15 protein-coding genes are annotated in these 22,259 nt (G+C 63.5%); 5 read left to right on the top strand and 10 right to left on the bottom strand.

The window, feature by feature from the left end:
• Positions 1-83 precede the first annotated feature (83 nt).
• Positions 84-4,199 (top strand): FtsK/SpoIIIE domain-containing protein, encoded by a 4,116-nt coding sequence (locus M8J71_RS14280; RefSeq protein ID WP_256248505.1) that lies wholly within the window; start codon positions 84-86, stop codon positions 4,197-4,199.
• 120 nt (positions 4,200-4,319) lie between these two features.
• On the opposite strand, the gene M8J71_RS14275 is transcribed toward M8J71_RS14280, so the two are convergent.
• Positions 4,320-4,802 carry a hypothetical protein gene (locus M8J71_RS14275; protein ID WP_374114848.1) on the bottom strand — a complete coding sequence of 161 codons (483 nt, stop codon included), beginning with the start codon at positions 4,800-4,802 and terminating at the stop codon, positions 4,320-4,322.
• Positions 4,803-5,033: 231 nt separating this feature from the next.
• Here M8J71_RS14275 and M8J71_RS14270 point away from each other — a divergent pair, with 231 nt between their 5' ends.
• Complete coding sequence (locus tag M8J71_RS14270; protein WP_015937605.1) at positions 5,034-5,282, top strand: WhiB family transcriptional regulator; 249 nt, start codon at positions 5,034-5,036, stop codon at positions 5,280-5,282.
• A gap of 87 nt (positions 5,283-5,369) precedes the next feature.
• Here the strand turns inward: M8J71_RS14270 and M8J71_RS14265 are convergent, their stop codons facing one another.
• The 4 genes from M8J71_RS14265 to M8J71_RS14250 are packed head-to-tail and all read right to left on the bottom strand — an operon-like array spanning position 5,370 to position 13,724.
• The gene (locus M8J71_RS14265; protein WP_163162323.1) at positions 5,370-6,836 is read right to left on the bottom strand and encodes a sensor histidine kinase; all 1,467 of its coding nucleotides are present in this window, start codon (positions 6,834-6,836) and stop codon (positions 5,370-5,372) included.
• A 28-nt stretch (positions 6,837-6,864) separates the two neighbouring features.
• Entirely contained in the window at positions 6,865-11,718 is a 4,854-nt protein-coding gene (locus tag M8J71_RS14260; protein ID WP_256248504.1) for an NAD-glutamate dehydrogenase, read from the bottom strand.
• A gap of 57 nt (positions 11,719-11,775) precedes the next feature.
• Positions 11,776-13,083, bottom strand: a complete 1,308-nt coding sequence (locus M8J71_RS14255) for an AAA family ATPase (RefSeq protein WP_256248503.1) — start codon at positions 13,081-13,083, stop codon at positions 11,776-11,778.
• A complete protein-coding gene (locus tag M8J71_RS14250) occupies positions 13,080-13,724 on the bottom strand; it encodes a hypothetical protein (protein ID WP_256248502.1) in 645 nt (214 codons plus the stop codon). Before M8J71_RS14250 ends, M8J71_RS14255 begins: the two co-directional genes overlap by 4 nt.
• A gap of 156 nt (positions 13,725-13,880) precedes the next feature.
• Between M8J71_RS14250 and M8J71_RS14245 the strand changes: the two genes are divergently transcribed.
• On the top strand, positions 13,881-14,096 hold the full coding sequence (locus M8J71_RS14245) for a helix-turn-helix domain-containing protein (protein ID WP_045729765.1): 216 nt from the start codon (positions 13,881-13,883) through the stop codon (positions 14,094-14,096).
• A 41-nt stretch (positions 14,097-14,137) separates the two neighbouring features.
• Here the strand turns inward: M8J71_RS14245 and M8J71_RS14240 are convergent, their stop codons facing one another.
• Positions 14,138-14,707, bottom strand: coding sequence for a hypothetical protein (locus tag M8J71_RS14240; RefSeq protein ID WP_256248501.1), 570 nt, complete (start codon positions 14,705-14,707; stop codon positions 14,138-14,140).
• Positions 14,708-14,845: 138 nt separating this feature from the next.
• Between M8J71_RS14240 and M8J71_RS14235 the strand changes: the two genes are divergently transcribed.
• Entirely contained in the window at positions 14,846-15,613 is a 768-nt protein-coding gene (locus M8J71_RS14235; RefSeq protein WP_256248500.1) for a LysM peptidoglycan-binding domain-containing protein, read from the top strand.
• Between the two features lie 210 nt (positions 15,614-15,823).
• A complete protein-coding gene (locus M8J71_RS14230) occupies positions 15,824-16,162 on the top strand; it encodes an Rv3235 family protein (protein WP_374114847.1) in 339 nt (112 codons plus the stop codon).
• 130 nt (positions 16,163-16,292) lie between these two features.
• Here M8J71_RS14230 and secA read toward each other — a convergent pair whose 3' ends face one another.
• The 4 genes from secA to M8J71_RS14210 form a co-directional block, all read right to left on the bottom strand.
• The gene (secA, locus tag M8J71_RS14225; protein WP_256248498.1) at positions 16,293-19,031 is read right to left on the bottom strand and encodes a preprotein translocase subunit SecA; all 2,739 of its coding nucleotides are present in this window, start codon (positions 19,029-19,031) and stop codon (positions 16,293-16,295) included.
• Between the two features lie 100 nt (positions 19,032-19,131).
• Entirely contained in the window at positions 19,132-20,346 is a 1,215-nt protein-coding gene (locus M8J71_RS14220; RefSeq protein WP_256248497.1) for a winged helix-turn-helix domain-containing protein, read from the bottom strand.
• 32 nt (positions 20,347-20,378) lie between these two features.
• Entirely contained in the window at positions 20,379-21,104 is a 726-nt protein-coding gene (gene hpf / locus M8J71_RS14215; RefSeq protein WP_163162303.1) for a ribosome hibernation-promoting factor, HPF/YfiA family, read from the bottom strand.
• A 144-nt stretch (positions 21,105-21,248) separates the two neighbouring features.
• Positions 21,249-22,172, bottom strand: a complete 924-nt coding sequence (locus M8J71_RS14210; RefSeq protein ID WP_256248496.1) for a ComF family protein — start codon at positions 22,170-22,172, stop codon at positions 21,249-21,251.
• Positions 22,173-22,259 lie beyond the last annotated feature (87 nt).

Below are 22,259 nucleotides of genomic sequence, written 5' to 3'. Positions count from 1 at the left end.
CGTTTATCCACATACGAAAACTCGCTCAACCCGCGCGGCGTTCCGCTCACTAGCGTGGGTTGAAAGGCCGTGAGGATCTGTCGATGAAACTCCATTGCACGCTCGTCCGCAGCCCAGGGTCCGGGCTGCAGGAATCACCACTCGAACTCACCATCAATGCGCCCGAAGGGACCACCGGCGAGGACATCCGTGTCCAACTGATCCAGAAGTTCGGGACGGGCCGGATCTCCGTCCAGGGCAAAGACATCGATTCCATGAGGGTGGGAACGGCCCCACTGGTGAACGGTGCCATCCTTCTGGATGGGGCTTGCCACCGCAACGCCCTGAAGGCACGACGACGGATGCCTGGTGAAGACGCCCAGCTCGCCCTGGCAGTGCACACCGGCGTCGGGGCGGGCACCGTGGTGCCCCTGCGGCGAGGCTCCTACACCATCGGGCGGAGCGGAACCCACATCGTGATCCCCGACCCCGAACTTTCCCGCGAACATGCCCGCCTCGTTGTCACCGAGACGGACATCATGATCATTGACCTGGACAGCGCCAACGGCATCTATGTCGACAGCGAACGGGTCCGGAACGCCGTCGTCTCCACCGAGTCGAGCATCCGGTGCGGCAACACAACGATGTCGCTGGTTTTTGTGGACCTGACTGCCAGGACGCTGGCCGACGCCGGGACTTCCACCCAGCAGCCCCTCACTGTCCCGGGACGCGCGGACACGGCCAACAGGGCTTTGCTCCTGTTGACGGCAGTTCTTCCCCTGCTGATCGGAATAGGACTCGCCGTGCTCACCGGATTGTGGATGTTCCTCGCCTTTGCCGCCGTCTCGGCAGTGTCCGTCCTTGTCCCCCTCGCCTCAGAACGGCGGCAGCGCCGCGAGCTGAGAAAAGCCATTGCAGCCGCCGTGGAAGAAGACCGGCAACGACGACGACGGTCCGGCCCGTCCCTGGCACTCCTGGCCCTGGCTGTCAGCCAGAACCAGGGCATCACCGCTGTTTCCCCCGGCGAGGACAGGGTTTGGCTGCGGCTGGGGGAGGCTCCGCAGCCAGCCAATGTGAAAGTAGAGCCCGCCGCTTCGTCGGTAGGCATTCCCTGCCTGGACGCGGTTCCCGTGACCTTGGACCCGGCAATGCCCACAACATTCCGCGGGTCTGACCAGGTGGCTGACGGCATCATCCGATCCCTCCTGATGCAGTTGGCGGGTTACCCCAGGGGCCACGGCACACGAATCGTCATTTGCGGTGAAGCAGGCCGCCTGCCCTTGGCTGCCCGATACCTGCCGAGCGTCACTCTCACCGCTTCTGCGGCCGACATCCTCCCCATTCTTAGCGAGGGCTTCGGGCGTGGCTACCAACACGGCGTAGTCCTGCTGCTGGCATCTGCCAACGCGGAGGATGACCGCGGCGCTATTGCCGAAAGTGCGGTGGCACTCGGCTGGCAGGTCCTCCAATTTTCGACTGCAGAAAGTGCCGGCACCTGCGATGTGGAACTTACCGAGCGGAAATCCCTCCTGCGGCTCGCGGCCGGTGACATTGCATTCGTCCCGGATCTGGCACGCGAAGACGTATTCCTGAGTTTCTGCAGACGGCTCGCCGTCCATCAGGAGCGGCGGGATGCCGAGGAGCCGGTTGTCCCCGCAGTGTGCTCACTCCCGGAGGTGCTGTCGCTCTCTCCGGACCACACTGCTGCACGATGGAAAGCCAGCACCCGCAACCACGGCCTGCACGTTCCGCTGGGGCTCAGCGCCACGGGAGTGCGCACCCTGGACCTCCAGGCCGACGGCCCCCACCTCCTGGTCGCCGGCACAACCGGCTCCGGTAAGTCTGAATTGCTCCGCACCCTTACCTTGGCTCTGGCCCTCAGCCACCCACCCGACCGGGTAAATTTCCTCTTCGTCGATTTCAAAGGCGGCTCCGGGCTCGGTCCCCTCACGGAACTGGTCCACTGTGTGGGGTTGCTAACCGACTTGTCCACGTACGAGCTTGAACGCACCCTTATCTCTCTCCGCGCGGAAATCCGGCTGCGCGAGGAAGCGCTGGCTTCAGCCCGGGTGCCGGACCTCGCTGCCTACCGGTCCTCCGGAGCTTCACAGAACTTTCCCCTCCCCCATTTGGTCATCGTCATTGATGAGTTCCGCATGCTCGTGGATGATGCCCCGGAAGTACTCCGCGAACTGCTGCGGATCGCGGCAATCGGGCGCTCGCTTGGAATTCATCTGGTCATGGCCACCCAACGGCCGCAGGGGGCCCTCACAGCAGACATCCGGGCGAACGTCACCTCAAGCATTGCCCTGAGGGTGCAATCGGAGATGGAGTCCACAGACATCATCAGTTCCAAAGCGGCCGCCGGCATCAGCATCGACGCGCCGGGACGGGCCTTCCTGGCTCGCGGCACCGAAGCTCCCCAGGAATTCCAGACTGCTTCCCTAGCTCCAATCCATAATGGTGGTTCCCAGCCTGCGGGTGCCGTTAAGGTGGAGCTCGCCGTGGACTGCCTTGCATCAGCCGAGAGGGGCGGGCCTGAAGGTCGCCTCCCGGCCGGGGAAACACCTGCCCAGGCAGCAGCCCCACTGGTGAATCTGGTGCGGGACCTGTGGTGTGAGCGGAAGGGACGGGCCCCGAGGCTACCGGTTGCCCCTCCCCTCCCTTCAGACCTGCCAGCTCCTCCCGAGACCACTTCGGCATCTCCATCAGGCAGCCGCAGGAGCGAGGATTGGGCGATTGAGCTCGGACTGTTGGACCTACCGGAACAGCAGAGACTGAGGCCCCTTGTGTGGAACCCGGCCGCAGACGGTCACTTGGCCCTAATCGGTGCTCCGTCTTCCGGTGCCACGGAAGCGCTCGAACTGGCTGTGATGCAGTTGCTCCTCCACCCGGTCGAAGCACACGGCTACATCCTTGATGCCGGTGGTACTTTCCTGACCTTGGCCACGCACCCCGCCATTGGCGCACATGCGGGCCTGCATGAGCGGCGGCGGGCCGTCCGCGTACTCGAGCGCCTCAAGCAGGAGCTGGCACGCCGGTTGGGCCAAGGTGGCGGCCATGGCGAAGTGCCCTTGGTACTCGTCATTTCCGGATGGGGATCTTGGGTTTCGGCATTCCGGGCCGGGCCTTTGGCCTGGGCTGAAGATCTCGTGCAGGACCTTGCCCGTGACGGCGGGCAGGCAGGGATTGTCGTGATTGCCGCAGGCGATCGCGAACTCGTCAACTCCAGGGCACTGTCGGCATTTCCCAACCGGTTCTACTTCCCCACCGGTTCCAACGCGGACAGCCGCATTGCATGGCCACGAATGCCGGCCACTGCGGAGCTTAAGGGGCGCGCCGTGGTGTTCGGTCCGATGTCCGGAGAAGTGCCTGCCGTTTGCCAGCTGTACAACCACCCGCGCTTGGATTCAAGGGCGGCGGCCTGCGTCCGGGAGGGGGTTAAGGGGGTGAACGGCCAGGAAGGCATTGAGAGGGTGACCGGCCCGGGGAGCGTAGGGAGGTCGGAGAGCCGGCTTTCCAAATCGCCCTTCCGCATCGATCGACTTCCCGCGTTGGTGCCAGCCTTGAAAATACGGGACGTGACACGTTCCGGTCTAAGCGCACAGGACCTGACGGAGCCGGGCGAACCACCAGGCGCTCCGGGTAGCACCATCTTGCAGGATATTTTCATTGGCATTGGCGGTGACGAACTTGAGCCAATCTCCTGCCGGCTTCAGGCTGCAGCGGTGTTTACTGTCCTGGGCGGACCGGGCGCCGGGAAAAGCAACTTCTTAGGCGCCCTGCCGCTTATGAATTCCGAAGGCCGCCGGTGGCTGTATCCCAAAGATGGCACGGACCTCTGCGACTTCTGGGAGCGATCGCTTGCCACTGCGGCAGCAGGTGAAACACCAAAGGGTACGGTGGCGCTGGTCGATGACGCCGACCTGCTCCCCGCCGAAGCCATCCGGGACTTGTCGGCTTTCAACGCCCTGGGGCACCCAGTGGTCCTCACGGCGACCTACAGCCCAATGCTCCTGCAACGCGTGCCGCTGGTCATGTGCTCCCGTTCGGCGGGCATCGGCCTCCTGCTGGCACCGCGTTCCCTGTCTGATGGCGATCTCTTCGGGGTCCGGTTCGAGGTGGAGGCCAGTGCACCACCGGGCAGGGGCATCCTCATCTCGCAAGGCCTCGCGCGGTCCATCCAGGTGGGCTGGGCCGGGCCCGGGCCGGGAGCATGAGCCGGAACCGACGTCGAGGCCTGAAGCACCGGAGCAGCGACGACCCGCAGCTGCGGCGAACTAAGGTCGAGTGGAATGAGGAGCAGTGGCCAAACCCAAAAAGGTATCCCGGCGCGGCACTCAGAGGGCTGGTGTCGCGCTTCCGGTGCGGGAGGCGAAACTGATGACATTGTTGAGGAACAGCAGCACGATGGCGGTGGCCGCTGGGATCAGCATCACCATTCCAGCCAAAGGAAGACCACCAGTCAGCGTGGGGAATCCGATGGTCAGAACGAGCAACTGGGCCACCAGCGCGGCAGCCCTGGTCCACCGGTAACCCCGGTAGAGAAACACCGCCACCGAATAGAGCCAGGCCGAAAAAGCCAGGAGCAGCGCAAGGGTGAACACAGCGCCCCAGAACGAAAGAACCGGGCTGCCCGCTGCCAACTGGTAGCCGTACCAGGCAGCAGCCGCCAGCAGGGCCGTCGCCTCCGCCGCCACTATCAGCGCCACCACGAAGACAGCTGCCGGTCGTGCCGGGCGGGTGCCGCCCGTCGGCTGTTCCGCGTCTGGGCCTTCTGACGGGTTCGGCGGGTCAGTGGGGTATACAGGGGGTCTTGACACACTGGCACCCTACCGGACATAGTCGGACAGTGGTGAGGGCCAGTACCGCCACTGTGACGTATCGCTCAGCGTTCCCGGGATTTCAAGCCTTATTACCCCTTGTTTACACAGCGTTAACATGACAGGCTTGACTCAGATGACCAACGGGGCCCTGCCGGGCCCCTTTCCTTTGTAGCTACTAGTGAATAATTTCACAAGGGGCTTTTCCCAGAAATGGAGCAACTGATCAGCATGGATTGGCGTAACCGCGCAGCGTGCCTCGAAAAGGACCCGGAACTGTTCTTCCCCGTAGGGAACACAGGCCCGGCGCTCCTGCAGATTGAGGAAGCGAAAAGCGTCTGCCGTCGGTGCCCGGTAGTGGACACCTGCCTGCAGTGGGCCCTCGAGTCGGGCCAGGATGCCGGTGTCTGGGGCGGCATGAGCGAAGACGAGCGCCGCGCCCTGAAGCGCCGGGCAGCGCGCGCCCGCCGGGCTTCCTGATTCCATCAGGTATTTAGGCGCAAGCTAAAACACTTAAAAGGCCCTGGCCGCAACCTGCAAGGTTGCGGCCAGGGCCTTTTTGATGTCCTACTTCGCGGCCAGGCTGAGCCGGATCTGAACGGCGGTGCCGCCGCCCTCACGAGGCTGCCACTGGATGGTGCCGCCGAGTTCGCTGGTCACCAGGGTGCGCACGATCTGCAGCCCCAGGCCCTCAACGTGGGGCGTGTCGGGCAGGCCCACGCCGTCGTCGGCAATGGTGACGGTCAGCTCCTCGCCGTCGTCACCCTCGGACCGGTCAGCCAGCAGCCATACGGTGCCCGTACGCCCCTCAAGGCCATGCTCAACGGCGTTGGTGACCAGTTCATTGATGACCAGCGCCAGCGGAGTGGCGAAGTCACTGGGCAGTTCGCCGAACAAACCGGAGCGCTCGGTCCTGACCTGTTGCGATGGCGAGGCTACTTCTGCCGACAGCCGGAACTGCCGCCCGATCAGCTCGTCGAAGTCCACGCTCTGCGTCAGGCCCTGGGACAGGGTTTCGTGGACCAGCGCGATGGTGGCCACCCGGCGCATCGCCTGCTCGAGTCCCTGTTTCGCCTCGTCGCTGACCATGCGGCGGGACTGCATGCGCAGCAGAGCTGCAACGGTCTGCAAATTGTTTTTAACCCGATGGTGGATTTCGCGGATGGTGGCGTCCTTGGTCACAAGCTCCATCTCGCGCCGCCGCAGTTCAGACACATCGCGGCAAAGGACCAGCGCACCGAAGCGCTGCTGCTCATCACGCAGCGGGATCGCCCGCAGGGACAGGCTCACGCCACGGGATTCAATTTCGCTGCGCCAGGGCATACGGCCCGTAACCACCAAGGGCAAGGTTTCGTCCACCATGCGGCGGTCCTTGAGCAGGCTCGCAGTAACCTCGGCCAGCGAGCGGCCCTCCAAGGATTCACCGTCGCCGAGGCGCCGGAAAGCCGAGACACCGTTGGGGCTGGCGTACTGGACGATGCCCTCGGCGTCGAGCCTGATCAACCCGTCCCCCACACGGGGGGCGCCGCGCCGGGAACCAGTGGGAGAGGCGAAGTCAGGCCACAACCCAAGCGTGCCCATTCGCAGAAGGTCATAAGCGCACTGCCGGTACGTCAGCTCCAGCCGGGACGGCATCCGCGAGCTCGAGAGGTCCATGTGGGTGGTAACAACGGCAAGGGTGCGGCCGTTCCGGACCATCGGTACCGCCTCGACCCGCAACGCCATGTCACTGCTCCAGTTGGTTTCACTGGAGCGCTCGATGGAGCGGCTGTTCCAGGCCTTGTCCACGAGGGGCTGAAGATCCGAGCGGATAGGTTCCCCCACGAAGTCGCCGTGGAACACCGTATGCGTGGTGGAGGGCCGGACGTGCGCCAGCGCCACGTACCCATGGTCCGGGTGGGGGAACCAGAGCGCCAGGTCCGCAAACGCCAGGTCCGCGACCATTTGCCAGTCCCCCACCAGGAGGTGCAGCCATTCGGCATCCCCCGGCCCGAAATCAGCATGTTCCCTGATAGGGTCCGTAAAGATTGCCACTGCACCTCCATTTGCGACGCCGGACTTATTAGCGTCGAACGATTGACCTCAAGAGCCTCAATGCTACCGACAGTGAAGCCATGTCGTCGGCTTCGAGGGCATTGACCTCATCAAACATGCTCTTCGCCCTGCCCAACTGCTCCGCGTTCCGCGCCTCCCAATCCTTCAGCCGCGCCTCCGGCGAGTCCGCAGCATCGGTGGCGTCCAGCACCGCCGTCGTCATGTCCGAGATGGTGGAATACAAGTCATCGCGCAGCGCCGCCCTGGCAAGCGCCTGCCACCGGTCCTGCCGCGGCAGGCTGCTGATGCGTTCCAGCAGGGAGTCCGCGTGGAACCGGTTGAAGACGGTGTAGTAGACGGCCGCAATCTCCTCTACGGGATCCTTCCGGACGCGGGCGATCTTTGCGATGTCCAGCAGGACAAAGCTCTCGAAGAGCTCCGCCCACCTCAGGGCCAGTCCCTCCGGCAGCTCCCATTCGCGCGCTTTCTCCAGCCAGCCGGCTACCCTGTCCCGGTCATCGCCGCGCAGGTAGTCGAGCAGGCGGGCCCGCATGGGATCCATGAGGGGCTTGAATTCACCCACGACGTCGGCAATCGGCCGGGAGACGCTGCCCTGCCCCAGCAACCAGCGGACAGCCCGGTCCAGCAGCCGCCGGATGTCAAGGTGAACAGTGCTCCAGTGCTCGGTGGGGAACGACGCCGGCAGGCTGTTCAGTTCCTCGACCATCACGTCGAGCTCGTAAACCTCCCGCAGGGCAACGAACGCTTTGGCCACAGCCACTTCCGAGGCCGACGTTTCTTCCATGGTCCGGAATGCGAACGTGATGCCGCCCATGTTGATCATGTCGTTAGCCACAATGGTTGCGATGATTTCGCGCCGCAGCGGATGGGTGTCCAGCTCCGCGTCAAACCGTTCACGCAGCTGCTCCGGGAAGTATGCCCGCAGCGTCTTCCTGAACCAGGGGTCGTCAGCGAGGTCGCTGTCGCGCAGTGCGGAGGTCAGCTCGATCTTGGCGTAGGCCGCCAGCACGGACAGCTCCGGGGAAGTCAGGCCCTGGCCCTGCTGCAGCCGCTCCCTCAGCACCTCCGTGGTGGGAAGCGCCTCCAGGTCACGGTTTAGGTCAGCCTTCTTTTCCAGCCAGTCCATCAGCCGTTCGTAGCTCGGGCTCCACTCGGCCACGCGTGTACGGTCGTTCAGCAGCAGGATGTTCTGGTCGATGTTGTCTTCGAGCACCAGCCGGCCCACCTCATCGGTCATCGATGCAAGGAAGCCTGCACGCTCTTCGGCACTCAACTTCCCGGCGGCGACCATCCGGTCCACAAAGATCTTGATGTTGACCTCGTGGTCGGAGCAGTCAACTCCGGCAGAGTTGTCGATGGCATCGGTGTTGAGGATGACCCCCTGCAAAGCCGCTTCGATGCGGCCGCGCTGCGTCATGCCCAGGTTTCCGCCCTCGCCCACCACCTTGACGCGCAGGTCCCGGCCGTCAACGCGGATGGCGTCATTGGCTTTGTCCCCCACGGAAGCGTTGGACTCGGTGCTCGCCTTGACGTAGGTTCCGATGCCGCCGTTGTAGAGGAGGTCAGCCGGAGCCAACAGGATGGCACGAAGGAGTTCCGGCGGACTGAGTTCCGTTGTTTCGGCGTGCAGCCCCAGGGCGGCACGTACCTGGGGGGAAACGGGAATCGACTTTGCCTGGCGGGGGAACACTCCGCCGCCTTCGCTGATGAGGGACTTGTTGTAGTCGTCCCACGATGACCTCGGCAGCTCGAACAACCGCTGCCGCTCCACAAAGGAGGTTTCTTCGTCCGGGTTGGGGTCCAGGAAGATGTGGCGGTGATCGAAGGCTGCGAGCAGCCGGATGTGCCGCGAGAGGAGCATGCCGTTGCCGAACACGTCGCCTGACATGTCGCCCACTCCCACCACGGTGAACGGCTCGGTCTGCGTGTCCAGGTCAAGCTCGCTGAAGTGACGCTTCACGGATTCCCAGGCACCACGGGCCGTAATGCCCATCGCCTTGTGGTCGTAGCCCACCGACCCGCCGGAAGCGAATGCGTCGCCGAGCCAGAACCCGTATTCCTTGGCCAGCCCGTTCGCGATGTCGGAGAAGGTCGCGGTTCCCTTGTCGGCCGCCACCACGAGGTAGGAATCGTCGTCGTCGTGCCTTATAACGTCCGACGGCGGCACCAGCCTTTCGCCGTCACCCTCCGTGACGAGGTTGTCAGTGATGTCGAGGAGGCCGCGGATAAAGGTTTTGTAGCTTTCAACGCCTTCGGCCATCCAGGCAGACCGGTCAACTGTGGGGTCGGGAAGCTGCTTGGCGAAGAAACCGCCCTTGGCCCCGGTGGGCACGATGACGGCGTTCTTTACAGTCTGTGCCTTGACCAGGCCAAGGACTTCGGTGCGGAAATCCTCCCGGCGGTCGGACCAGCGCAGCCCGCCGCGGGCCACCTTGCCGAAGCGGAGGTGGACACCCTCGACGCGGGGTGCATAGACCCAAATTTCGAACATGGGACGGGGGAAAGGCAGCCCCTCAATCCGGGCCGGATCGAGTTTGAAGCTGAGGTGGGGCTTGTACTGGTAAAAGTTGGTCCGGAGCGTGGACTCGATCAGGTTCAGGAAGGTCCGCAGTACCCTGTCGGCGTCGAGCGTGGCCACCTTTTCGATGGCCGCTGCCAATTCTTCGCGCACGGAAGTTTGCGCTTCCAGGCGTGCTTCATCGTTGAGGGAAGGATCAAAGCGGGCGGCGAAGAGCGCGCTCAGTCCCTTGGTCACTTCCGGATTCGCCAGCAGGGTGTCCGCCATAAAACCAAAGGAGTTGGCATTGCCCATCTGGCGCATGTAGCGGGCGTAGGCGCGCAGCACCGTGATCTGGCGCCACTGCAGTCCCTCGCGCAGGACCAGCCGGTCAAAGGCATCCGATTCAGCGGCGCCGGTAACAGCAGCGGAGAAGGAATCAGCCAGCAGCTGGCCCGTCGACACAGGATCAACTCCCGCCGGGTACTTCAACCCCAGGTCGTAGAGGAAGAAATCCCTTCGGTCCGCAGTCTCGATCTCGAACGGCCGCTCATCCAGCACCTCCAGGCCAAGGTTATGGAAGAAGGGCAGGATCTGGCTGAGGCTCTTGGGCTCCAGCATGTAGAGCTTGACGCGGGCGTCTTCCTCCAGTGTTGCCCCCGCCCCCTCCGGGAGGTAGACATGCACGCCTGGCCGTTCCTGCTTGGCACCGACAGTCCGCTCCGCCGCCGCGCCGTATTTCTCGAAGCGGGCGATGTCCTCAAGGGCGTCCTCAACTTCGTAATCCACGCGGTAGCTTGCGGGGAAGGCTTCCGACCAGATGGCTGCCAGCTCCTTGGCCTCTGTAACATCCCGCCCTTCACGCAGGACTTCGGCGATGCCTTCGCTCCACGAGCGGGCGGCACGCACCAGTCGTTTTTCCAGTTCCTCGGCGTTGACGTTGCTGACGTCGGCACCCTTGGGCAGGCGGATACGGAAGAACAGCCGGGCGAGCGCCGACTCCGTCATGCGTGCTTCATAGTCGATGGACACAGCCTGGAACGTCTCGCGCAGTTCCTGCTCGATGCGGAGCCGGACGTTGGTGGTGTACCTGTCCCTGGGAAGGTAGACGACGGCGGACATAAACCGGCCATAGATATCAGGCCGCAGGAAAAGCCGGGTGCGCCTGCGCTCCTGCAGCTTTTGGATGCCAAGAGCGGTGGCAGCGAGGTCCGGAACCTCAATTTGGAAGAGTTCATCCCTCGGATAGGTCTCCAGGATTCCCAGCAGGTCCTTTCCGGAGTGGGAATCCGGCGGGAAGCCCGCGCTTCTCAGGACAGCGTCAACCTTTTCCCGGACGATGGGGATGTTACGAACAGAGCCGGTGTAGGCGCTGGTGGCAAAGAGACCGATGAAGCGCCGTTCCCCATTGACGTTGCCTGCAGAGTCAAAACTCTTGACGCCGATGTAGTCGAGGTATGCCGACCGGTGGACGGTGGAGCGGGAATTCGCCTTGGTAATGACAAGGGCACGCTTTTCACGCGCCTTTTTCCGGCCTGTGTCCGTGAGGTGCTGGATGTGTGTCGAGTCCGCGGCAGCGCGCAGCAGCCCAAGGCCACTGTCTTCCCGCAGCTCCAGGACATCTTCCCCGCCCACGTTGACCAGGTCGTATTCGCGGTAGCCGAGGAAGGTGAAGTTACCGTCGTCAAGCCAGTGCAGGAGGTCTTGAGCCTGCCTGAGCTCAGCGATCTGCGCCGGGTTTGCGACCTTGTCCAGGCCCTCGGCGATTTGCAGTGCCTTTTGGCGCATATGGGGCCAGTCTTCAACAGCAGCCCGGACGTCGCTCAGTACCCGCTGCAGGCCTTCCAGCAGTGCTGCTTTTGCTTCGTCGGATACGCGGTTTATTTCGACGGCGATCCATGACTCCATATGCGAGGAGTTTTCGCCCTGGGCAATGAGGTGGGACAGGCTGGGCATGGCAGCGGTGTCGCCGCTGGAGATGCCGAGGTGGGAGGGAACCTTGTTAACCTTGACCAGGGCCCCGGTTTCCTTGTTGCGGGTGGCCACAAAAAGAGGGTGGACCACCAGCCTGATGGCTGCATGCTGCCGGACCAGTTCCGCGTTGACCGAGTCAACGAGGAAGGGCATGTCGTCGGTAACCACGAAGACCACGCTGCTGTCTTCCTCATCAACGATGGCAATGTTTGCGTGGCCCGGTTTCCGCACCGACGCGGCGTCCCGGTGCGCTTCCGCACGTGCGGTCAGTACGTCTCCCGGATAACTCCGCGCGTCCTCTTCGGCTAGGTGCTGATAGTAGTCCCCGATAAAGCCCTCATGGCCTTCGATCGAAAGGGGCTGATCCTCCACGCTGGATCCAGACGACATCGACACACGCCTCCATCACAAGATTGTCGCTGCTTCCTTGCAGCTCTTACGGCGAGCCTAGTCTTTTAGTTTGCGCCCTGCTGTGGAAGAAAACACAGAGGTTTTCGATTTTTGCTGGACGGGTGCACAAACAAGTTCTGCAATGGCTCGGCGGAGGGGCGAATCAGGTGCCACTTCCAGCAGGAGTGACCCGCCCAGGAGTGCTGCATCTGCCGCCGCATTGTCCTCCGGAAGGAAAGCCTTAAGTTCCGACGCCGGACCGAACCTTTCCCATGCGTCCCGTAACTGCCGCTCGGGACCCCTGCCCACCGAGGAGGCCCGGACCCTGTTCATCACGACGATGGGAGCCGCCTGTGGAACGGCAGTCTCAAGCTCGGCCAAACCCCGTACGAGCCTTGGCACTCCGACAGGATCCGCGGCACCGACAGCGTAAACGGTGTCAGCCAGTTCCAGGGAGCGCAGCGTAGCCGCGTTTCTGCGGGGAGCCATGGTGTCAAAGCTCAGCTCCTCGTCAGCCTCGAGGCAGAATCCGGTGTCCACAACAACCACCTCGGCAATCTGTTTCGCCCGCTCCAGGACGATGGCAAGGGCGGATGCCCGGAGCTCCGTCCACCGGTCCGCGCGGGTGATTCCGGTGAGGACCCGGAAAGAACCGAGTTTCGTGGCAATCGGCGTTGCCACCCTCCTCAGCGCGTCCGCATCCAGCAACCCCTGGTCAGCGAGCCTGCACGCCTGTGCCAGGCCGGCAGACTCATCCATCAGGCCCAGAACAGCGGCTATGCTCGCACCATAACTGTCGGCGTCGACGAGGATAACGGACTTTCCTTCGGCGGCCAGTTCGCCGGCGATGTTCGCCGCAACGACTGTTCGTCCCGGCGCTCCGGCAGGGCCCCATACCGCGATGATCCGCCCCAACGCTGGCTCTTCTTGGCTGTTCAGTGGTTCCGCCGGTACAGGGCCAAGGGCAGCGCCTGTGTCAGCGGCACTGCTCGAGTGGGTTACCCGGGGTCTGCCACCGGTCACTTGGGCTACTGCCTCCTCTACCCTGTCTGACAGAACCGCCGATTCGACGCCGGTCAGGGCGGAAGCCACTCCTATCCCCCGCAGTCTTGCGGCTTCATCAGCCGAATCGGTCAACGCAATGACGGCCACACCGACCGCTCCAAGCCGGTCCACCAGGGAAGCGGTCAGGCCCTCGGAACCCTCGGCAACAACCGCGGCCCTCGCCAGTCCACTTTGGCACGCGGCCAGCAATTCGGGCAGTTCCGAGCATCTTCGGACCACCGTGACAGGTCCGTGCAGGCGCTCCAGCCCGCCGACCAGATCCTCACGGCTTTGCCCGACCGTGACGACGGGAATATTCATCGGGCACCGCCGCCAGGATTCCAGACCACCGAGATCTTTGCTTCATTCGCCTGCGCTCCAAGCAGGCCGGGCATCTGGCTATCTTCCACCAGCACCATCAACACCGTGTTCCGGGACGACCCCAGGGCCGTGGAACCGGCCGTTACTTCCGCAATTTCAGCGCCCGGGAGGAGAAGCTTCGGTTCGCTGAAGCCGTTGCGGGCATCTGGCTGGGCCACCCATACATCAACCCTGGCGCCTGCCACGGCCTGCGCGGGAAGGGGCTCCCCGATAGTTAAGGCAACTGGTTTGCGGTCCAGTTGGTCCACTGCGCCGAGGCTTGCCCTGGGAACGAGTTGGTCCTTGCCGATCCTTTGCACCGCAACCACGTTGTCCGGCAGGCCTGACTCGGCGGTAATGTAGTGCGCTTCCGTCTCGCCCAGCCTGACCTTGGCCCGAACGACGTTCTCCGGTGTTAGCTTTTCACCCACCGCTATGCCGTCGCGGGCCGCGAAGACCTCCGTGGTCCGGTCGGCGCTTCCCACCAAGAAGACGACGCCTGCCACGGATGCCAGCACAAGGAGGACACCTACCAGCAAGCGCGGGTCCTTCCATGAAGGCCGTTTCAGCCTTGCCGCCGTGGCAGATGACTCAGGAACCATTACCGTTTCTCCCCCTATATGCACCGGGACTGCCGCTGTGTCCCGACTCCTCCTCATTGTTGCGGCACTGACGCAGGAACAAAAGTCAAAAGTCCAAACAGGATCAAATTGTGGATAACAGCAGCAAACTGCTCATCCCGGTGGCAAACTGGATGTATGCCCAGATTTCTTACACTCGCAGACGTCGCCGAGCAGCTTCAGATTAATTCTCCGGCTGCCTACGCGCTGGTCCGGAGCGGCGAGCTCAAGGCTATCCAGGTTGGCGGCCGGGGCCAGTGGCGGGTCGAAGAAAAGATGCTTGAGCAGTACATCGAGGAACGGTACGCCGAAGCAAGCCGCATGATCCAGGAATCCAAGTCGAAGTCAGTCTGACCTCCCCCCTCACTGGCCGCTCCAGTCCGGGGCCCCAGCATCTAGAACTCACTGGTCCGCAGTGACCTGATCGCAGCCAGTGCGGTGAAGGGAACGGTCGCGATCTGATTGACGTGATGGCCGCGGCGCACCTCGCCGGGAGTGAGGACAGCAAGGTCGACATAGTCCTTTCCCACCCGGTCGATGACTCCTGCAAGCCGGACCACGCCGCCGGCGTTCCCAATGAAGACCGACAGTTCGGCACGGTCCCGGGCCAGCCCGCGGAGGGCATGAGCCAGCCCGATCCCCCGGCGCACAGAGGACGTTTCAGCCAGTGACAGCCGGCCCAGGCCCACATAGCGCACCGCTGCCGCGTAGGGAATGAGTAGTTGGTGCTGTCCTTCATCCAGCACCAATGCCTCCCCGCCCGCATGTGAGAGCGTGCCGGAAAAAGACTCCCCCGCGGCCAGGTAGACCGTCAGCCTGCAGCCCAAAACTGCCCGCAACCGGTCGGACAGTTCCAGACCCACCATTTCCGCCCGCGCCCGCTCATTGACTTCGGCATCAAGGGCCAGCCGGTCCGCCTCCGCAAATTGGCTTTCGAGGTCAGTAAAGAGTGCATCCCAGCGCATCCGGCCAGCGTAGGGCCCACACCTCGCCGGGTCAATGAGCGAGGATTTTTCTCTCCAACGTCTGGACAAAGGAAGACAACCACCGCAAACTGGCTCTATCAATGTCAAACAGCATCAAAGTGGATCAAAAGGAAACCGATGACCCAACCAGCAGAGCCCGGGCGAACTACCGACGCCATCACCGCGACAGCCATACTGCTGCTGGGTGTCCTTCTTTATGCTGCGGGTTCCGGGATTCTGGAGCAATGGCAGCAGTCCTCCGCGCGGCAGCAGGGACTCCACCCGGAGCACCTGCTTGGCGCAGCCGCGGCGGCCGGCGGGGCGGTCCTTGTTGTCTGGTGGTGCCTTGCCTTTGTCTTCGCGGGAGCCACCGCCCTTCTGGAGCGCAACGGCAGGACCCGCGCGGCAGCACTGACCCGGAAGCTGTCGCCGGCACTAATGCAGCGGCTCGTCCTTGCTGCGCTTTCGGTCCAGTTGGTGTCCGGTCCCGCCGCATATGCAGGCGTGATGCTGCCCGGGCCGGAGTGGACTAAGAGACAGGACCGGATTGCAGCGGCTGCAAGCGCCGAACCGCTGTCAATGAAGGAACGTTCGAAGCACCCCGTAACTCCCCCATCAGACCTGGACCCGGGCTGGCGGCCGGCTGCCCCGGTGGCCGGGCCCGGGCTGCTGGCTGCTCCTGCAGTACGCGCAGTTGAGGAGGCAAAAACCGAAGCCGGCGCCGTGGCTGTCCTGGCGGGAGACACACTGTGGGACATCGCCGCGCAGGCGATGGAACCGGGGGCCTCGGACGTAGAGATCGCCATGCAATGGCCCCGGTGGTACGAGGCCAACCGCGCCATCATCGGGCAGAATCCCGACGTGCTGCTCCCGGGACAAATACTTCAGCCGCCCTCCGCGGCATAGCGCCGGACAGCCTTCAAGCAATCCGTAATTTTAGCCACCAACAAGGGGAAAGCAATGAGCGCAGCAATACCTATTCGAGCCGTCGAAGCGCCAGGAAGGGCGGGGAGTCCGACAATCCGGCAAATTCCACCACAGGCTCCGGCCAGGATTTTCCCTCCTGGCCAGGCCGGGACGCCTCCAGTCTTGCGTCCGGCTGATGAGTTATCAGAAGTGCGTACAATTACCCGCGGCACAATCCAGGCTGCCATGGAAGTGCTTGCGGGTATCCGCCCCGTCCACCAACTGGCCCGGCGGCTTGATCCCCGCTGCCTCGCAGCCTTGCAGCACCGTGCCTGCCTGATCCGGCGCGAAATCACCCGTACGGGCAACCCCGCCCTGGCGAGGCTGCATCGGAATTCCATCGTCCGCTCGGTCCGTGTTTGCGAAGTGGCTGAAGGCATTTATGAAGCAAGCGCCGTTGTGGTGGACGATGTCCGCGCCCGGGCTGTAGCCATCCGGCTGGAGCGGGGCAAGCAGGTGTGGCGGGTTACTGAGCTTGTCATTGGCTGACGGGCTTACGGCAACGAATTCAGCGCGCTGACGAGCTCATGCAGAGTGAAGGCCAGACGGGAGCAGGGCCGGGGAACGATCCCCCGGCCCTGCCCGCCATTCGACTATTGGTTTTACCGCAACGAGCGTGTCAGCGCTTTTTCTTCTTTGCAGATCGCCGGGACGCATCCTGGGCCGCAGCCTTGGCGGGATTTCCTGAGCGGCCGGAGGACCGGGTTTCCACCCGGGTCTGGGTGCCGCCATCCTCGCGGGGAGCAGTGTACTGCAGCTGGGCAGGCTGAGCCGGCGCTTCCAGTCCGGCGGCCCGCACCTGCGGCTCAACGTGCTCGGTGTGTCCACCTTCATCGTCAGCCACTACGACGTCCTGGGCAGGAGTGACTTCCACTTCGAGGTTGTAGAGGAAGCCTACGCTTTCCTCCCGGATGGCCTCCATCATGCTTTGGAACAGGGTAAAGCCCTCACGCTGGTACTCAACAAGTGGGTCACGCTGTGCCATTGCGCGCAGGCCGATCCCCTCCTTGAGGTAATCCATCTCGTAAAGGTGTTCCTGCCATTTGCGTCCGATCACTGACAGGACCACGCGGCGTTCCAGCTCGCGCATGCTTTCGGAACCGATGGCCTCTTCCCGCGCCTGGTAGACCAGCCGGGCGTCGGACAGCAACTCTTCTTTCAGGAACTCAACCGTAAGCCTGGACTTGCCGCCGGCTTCCTCGATGATCTCGTCGGCCGTGACGCTGACCGGGTACAGCGTCTTGAGGTTGGTCCAGAGCTGGTTGAAGTCCCAGTCGTCGCCGTTGCCCTCCGCCGTGGCAGCATCGATGAGGGCTGTGATGGTGTCCTCAATAAAGAACTGCACCTTTTCGTGCAGGTCATCGCCTTCAAGGATCCGGCGCCGGTCACCATAAATGGCCTCGCGCTGGCGGTTGAGGACGTCGTCGTACTTCAGGACGTTTTTGCGCTGTTCAGCGTTGCGGCCCTCCACCTGGCCCTGCGCCGAAGCGATGGCACGGGACACGAGCTTGGATTCCAGCGCGACGTCGTCCGGCACTGAACTGTTCATCAGGCGCTCCGCGGCGCCTGAGTTGAAGAGCCGCATGAGGTCGTCAGTCAGCGAAAGGTAGAAACGGGACTCGCCGGGGTCGCCCTGCCGGCCGGAACGGCCGCGCAGCTGGTTGTCGATGCGGCGCGATTCGTGCCGTTCGGTACCCAGCACGTACAGGCCGCCCAGGTTCAGAACTTCCTCGTGCTCGTCCTTGACGGACTGCTTTGCAGCTTCAAGCGCGGCGGGCCAGGCGGATTCGTATTCCTCGGAGTTCTCTTCCGGATCAAGACCACGCTTCGCGAGCTCCGCCACGGCAGTGAATTCAGCATTGCCGCCGAGCATGATGTCCGTACCGCGGCCGGCCATGTTGGTTGCCACGGTGACGGCGCCCTTCCGGCCTGCCTGCGCCACGATGGCTGCTTCCCGTGCGTGGTTCTTGGCGTTCAGGACTTCGTGGCGGATTCCTTCCTTGGCAAGGAGCCGGGACAGGTATTCGCTCTTTTCCACGCTTGTGGTGCCCACCAGGACCGGCTGGCCCTTTTCGTGCCGTTCAGCAATATCCTTCACGACGGCGTCGAACTTGACGGCCTCGTTCTTGAAGACCAGGTCCGACTGGTCGATCCGCTGCATGTCGCGGTTGGTGGGAATGGCAACCACACCGAGCTTGTAGGTGCCCATGAACTCCGCTGCCTCGGTCTCGGCAGTTCCGGTCATGCCCGAAAGTTTGCTGTACATACGGAAGTAGTTCTGCAGCGTTACGGTGGCCAGAGTCTGGTTCTCCGCCTTGATCTCCACGCCTTCTTTGGCCTCGATGGCCTGGTGCATGCCCTCGTTGTAGCGGCGGCCGGCAAGGATACGGCCGGTGTGCTCATCGACGATCAGGACCTCGCCGTCGAGGATGACGTAGTCCTTGTCCCGCTTGAACAGTTCCTTGGCCTTGATGGCGTTGTTGAGGAACCCGATGAGGGGCGTGTTCGCGGATTCGTAGAGGTTCTGGATGCCGAGGTAGTCCTCGACCTTTTCGATGCCGCTTTCCAGGACACCGACGGTGCGCTTCTTTTCGTCGACTTCGTAGTCCTTCTCCGGCTGGAGCCGCAGGACCACCTTGGCGAATTCGCTGTACCAGCGGTTGGTGTCGCCCTGGGCGGGACCGGAAATGATGAGCGGGGTACGGGCTTCATCGATGAGGATGGAGTCGACTTCATCGACGATGGCGAAGTTGTGCCCGCGCTGGACCAGTTCGGATTTGTCCCAGGCCATGTTGTCGCGGAGGTAGTCGAAGCCGAACTCGTTGTTGGTGCCGTAGGTGATGTCCGAGGCGTACTGGTGGCGCCGCACGGCCGGATCCTGGTTGGCGAGGATGCAGCCGCTGGTCAGTCCGAGGAAACGGTAGACGCGGCCCATGAGGTCGGACTGGTATTCGGCCAGGTAGTCATTGACGGTGATGACGTGGACGCCTTTGCCGGTGAGGGCATTGAGGTAGGCAGGAGCAGTTGCCACCAGTGTCTTGCCTTCACCGGTCTTCATTTCCGCGATGTTGCCCAGGTGCAGGGCTGCGCCGCCCATCAGCTGAACGTCGAAGTGGCGCATGCCCAAGGTCCGTGAGGCCGCTTCCCGGACCGCGGCAAAGGCCTCGGGAAGCAGGTCATCAAGCTTCTCCCCGTCCTGGTGGCGTTCGCGCAGCCGGTCCGTTTCCTCGCGGAGTTCGGCATCCGTGAAGGTCTTGAACGAATCTTCCAGGGCATTGATGGAGTCGGCATAGTTCCGCAGCTGCCGGAGTGTTTTTTTGTCACCGGTGCGGAGAAGTTTTTCGATAAGTGATGCCACGTGAAGATGCTCCCAGTCTTATGCCGCCGATTCTGGCGTTTTTAGTCTACGGGAGAGACACCGCCCCGGGGCCCGTTTGTTCCCTCAGAGCGGATACGGGCTACAAGCCGGCAACGGCCTTCGCAAGCGCCCCGGACAAATCGCCGCGGCAGCCGACCTCCACGTCAGGGAGTCCCAGCCAGTCCGCCATCAACCGGAGCTCGGCGGCGAGTTCGACGGCGGTGTCCACCGGGGCGCCGGGCTCGGCAAACGCGGACTTGGCCAGGAGTTTCCCGCCTGTGCGGTCAGCTTTGAGGTCCACCCTCGCGACAATCCGGTCCCTGAGGAGGAAGGGAAGCACGTAATACCCATAACGCCTCTTGTGCTCCGGTGTGTAGATTTCGATCCGGTAGTGGAAGCCGAACAGTTCTTCCAGCCGGCGGCGTTCAAAAACCAGGGAGTCAAACGGACTCAGCAGTGCCCGGCCGGCCGCCCTGCGTGGAAGGGTGGCCTTCATGTGCCGGAACACGTCGCGGTTCCAGCCGGTCACAGTCACCCGCTCCAGCCTTCCGGCATCCACCAAATGTTCCACGGACGCCGCCGCGGCCTTGACCGGGGTGCGGAAGTAGTCAGCAAAACACCGCACGGTTCCGATGCCGTGGGCCTGGGCCGCGGCATCAATGAGGCGGTGCAACGCAGGCGTGCAATCGAGTTCCCGCTGCCCTGTTAGGGGCAGGCCCGGCAGCACCCTGCTGGTCAGGGTGTACTTGCGCTCAAACTGTTCAGTCCTGGAAGCCGCCGAGACCAGGCCCTCCTCAAACAGGTGTTCCAGTACCCGCTTGACGGCACTCCAGTTCCAACCCCAATTGACCGCCTGCTTTTCCTCGACGTAGCCGATCCTCGCCGCGATCTCGGCAGCAGTCATCGGGCGTGCGGACGCGAGCGTTTCCAGGATCCTGGCGGAGATGGTGGACCGCACAGCCGGGTCCATCCCGGCGGCGCCCACCCATGCTCTTTTCTGCCAGAGGCGTAGGTCGGGAAAGTGCTCGGGGCGGATATAGCTGGCTTCATGGGCCCAGTACTCCACCATCCGCCGCGGGTGGGTGCCTGACATCCGCTGGAGGATGGTGCGGTCGTAGTTTCCCAGCCGGGAGAAGAAGGGGAGGAAGTGGCTCCGGGCGAGAACGTTGACGGAATCTATCTGGACGAGCTGGAGCCGGGCAAAGGTGCGGCCCACCGTCCGTGATGTCACGGGGCCGGTGGGCCGTCCTTTGTCGAGTCCCTGTGCTGCCAGAGCGATCCGCCGGGCCTGGTCCAGGCTCAGCGTCGCTGGCACATCAGTCCTCTCTGTGGATGGTGTTCACCACCCTAGGCGTTTGCTGCTGCATCGTCCGAACGGTACGCAATGATTTTTTCTTCGACCACGGTGTCACCAGGTTCGCATTCGTGGTCCAGGGTGATGACCCCATAGGTCCAGCCGCGGCGCCGGTACACGACGGACGGCGTATTCGTAGCCTTGTCCACGAAAAGGTAGAAGTCATGCCCAACGAGTTCCATGTTGTCCACGGCGTCGTCGAGGGAAAGCGAGGCGGCCGGGAAGACCTTGCGCCGGATCAGGACCGGGGAATCGCCGGCGGGGATGTCGTTGTCGACATCATAGGGAGACTTCTCTGCGGGGGCCGGCGCGGTTTCGTTCCGGTGGCTCGCCTCGACGTAGATCGGCTCGTGGGCGCTGGCGGGCTCCAGCGTGGCGGTTGCTTCGCGGACAGCCTTGGGTGTGTGCCGTCCGTGATGGACCTTCTTGCGGTCCTTGGCGCGGCGGAGCCGCTCAAGCAGCTTGTTGTATGCGAGGTCGAATGCCGCGAACTTGTCAGCGGCGCTTGCTTCGGCACGGATCACCGGTCCCCTGCCCAGAACTGTTACCTCAACGGTCAGCTGGTCGCCGGTCTGCCGGGAACTGGTCTCCTTGGAAACCTTCGCATCAACCCGCTGGACTTTGTCCCCCAGCGACTCGATCTTTGAGATCTTCTCCCCGGCATATTCGCGGAACCGGTCTGAAACTGTCAGATTTCGTCCGCTGATCATAAACTCCATGGTGCCCTCCAAATGACTTCGGTGACACGACGGCAGCACTTCCCTGGGCCGATCTGTTTGACAGTCAAGCCCCTCTCCGAGCCGCCATCGACAGGTACATTCTGTTCTTGGTACCCACCACCGACGTTAGTTCATAGCCATCCTTTATTCATCCTTTCCTGGTTTATTTTTTTCTAAGTCATGCTCCCTTCCGCGGCCTTCCGGGGAAGCGGCGCCCGGGCCTGAAGAGTCGGGCGGGCGTGTCGCGGCCAGCACGATTGCGCCGGTCACTACGGCACCGGACACGTGCAACGCGCGGGCTGCTTCCGCGAGTGTCGCGCCTGTAGTGAGGACGTCGTCGACGATGATGCAGCGCTGCCCGGCTACCTGGTTCCGGCCACGTTGGCGGACCTGCATGGAGCCCCGTACGCGCTTTGCGCGGCCGCCACGGTCGAGGCCTTTTTGCCCGCCAGGCAGTTGCAGGCCGCCCGACGCGGTCTTTCCCAGCACGTCCTGCACCGCGAGCCCCGGCACCTGGCGTGACACCTCCTGCAGGAGCAGGTGGACGGGGCTGAAACCGCGTTTTAGGAAGGCCGCGTTACTGCTCGGCACCGGGACCAGGCAGCTCACCTCCGTTCCGGGTGATGCCGAACGGACAGCACCGGCGAGCGCCCGCCCCAGGCTGCTCCTGAGCTGATACTGGCCGTGGCGCTTGAAGGACAACAATGCCTGGGCCAGCTCCTCCCGGTAAACACCGGCAGCCACGACGGGCAGCAGCACCCTCCCGCCAACATCCATCAGGGCAGGTGCTCCGCTTTCGGCACGGAAGGGGTCGCACGTGAGGCGCCGGATACGGCGGTCGCACTGACCGCAGAGGGCCCGGTCCTCGGCTCCGCAGCAGACGCAGTCCACCGGAACAGCGAGCGCAAGGAGGTCGGCCGCAGCTCCCGCTGCCTGGTCCAGCAGGCGCAGGAGTGCACTCTGATATTCGGAGCGGTGGCTGGCGGACCGTTGGGGTGCGGGTACAAGGTCCGGGTCCAGCCGAACCGTCCTCCCCGCCCCGGCCTCAGTAGTGCATTTGTTGCTCACCGCCTAAGGATGCGTCCGTAGGTACTCAGAGGACAGGACGCTCCACGCCTATGTGGACAACGCCCGCCGGGGGCAGCAGCAGCCCGG

The organism is Pseudarthrobacter sp. R1 (assembly GCF_024494415.1).
Taxonomy (GTDB): Bacteria; Actinomycetota; Actinomycetes; order Actinomycetales; family Micrococcaceae; genus Arthrobacter.
This window is presented reverse-complemented; position numbering and strand designations above follow the sequence as displayed.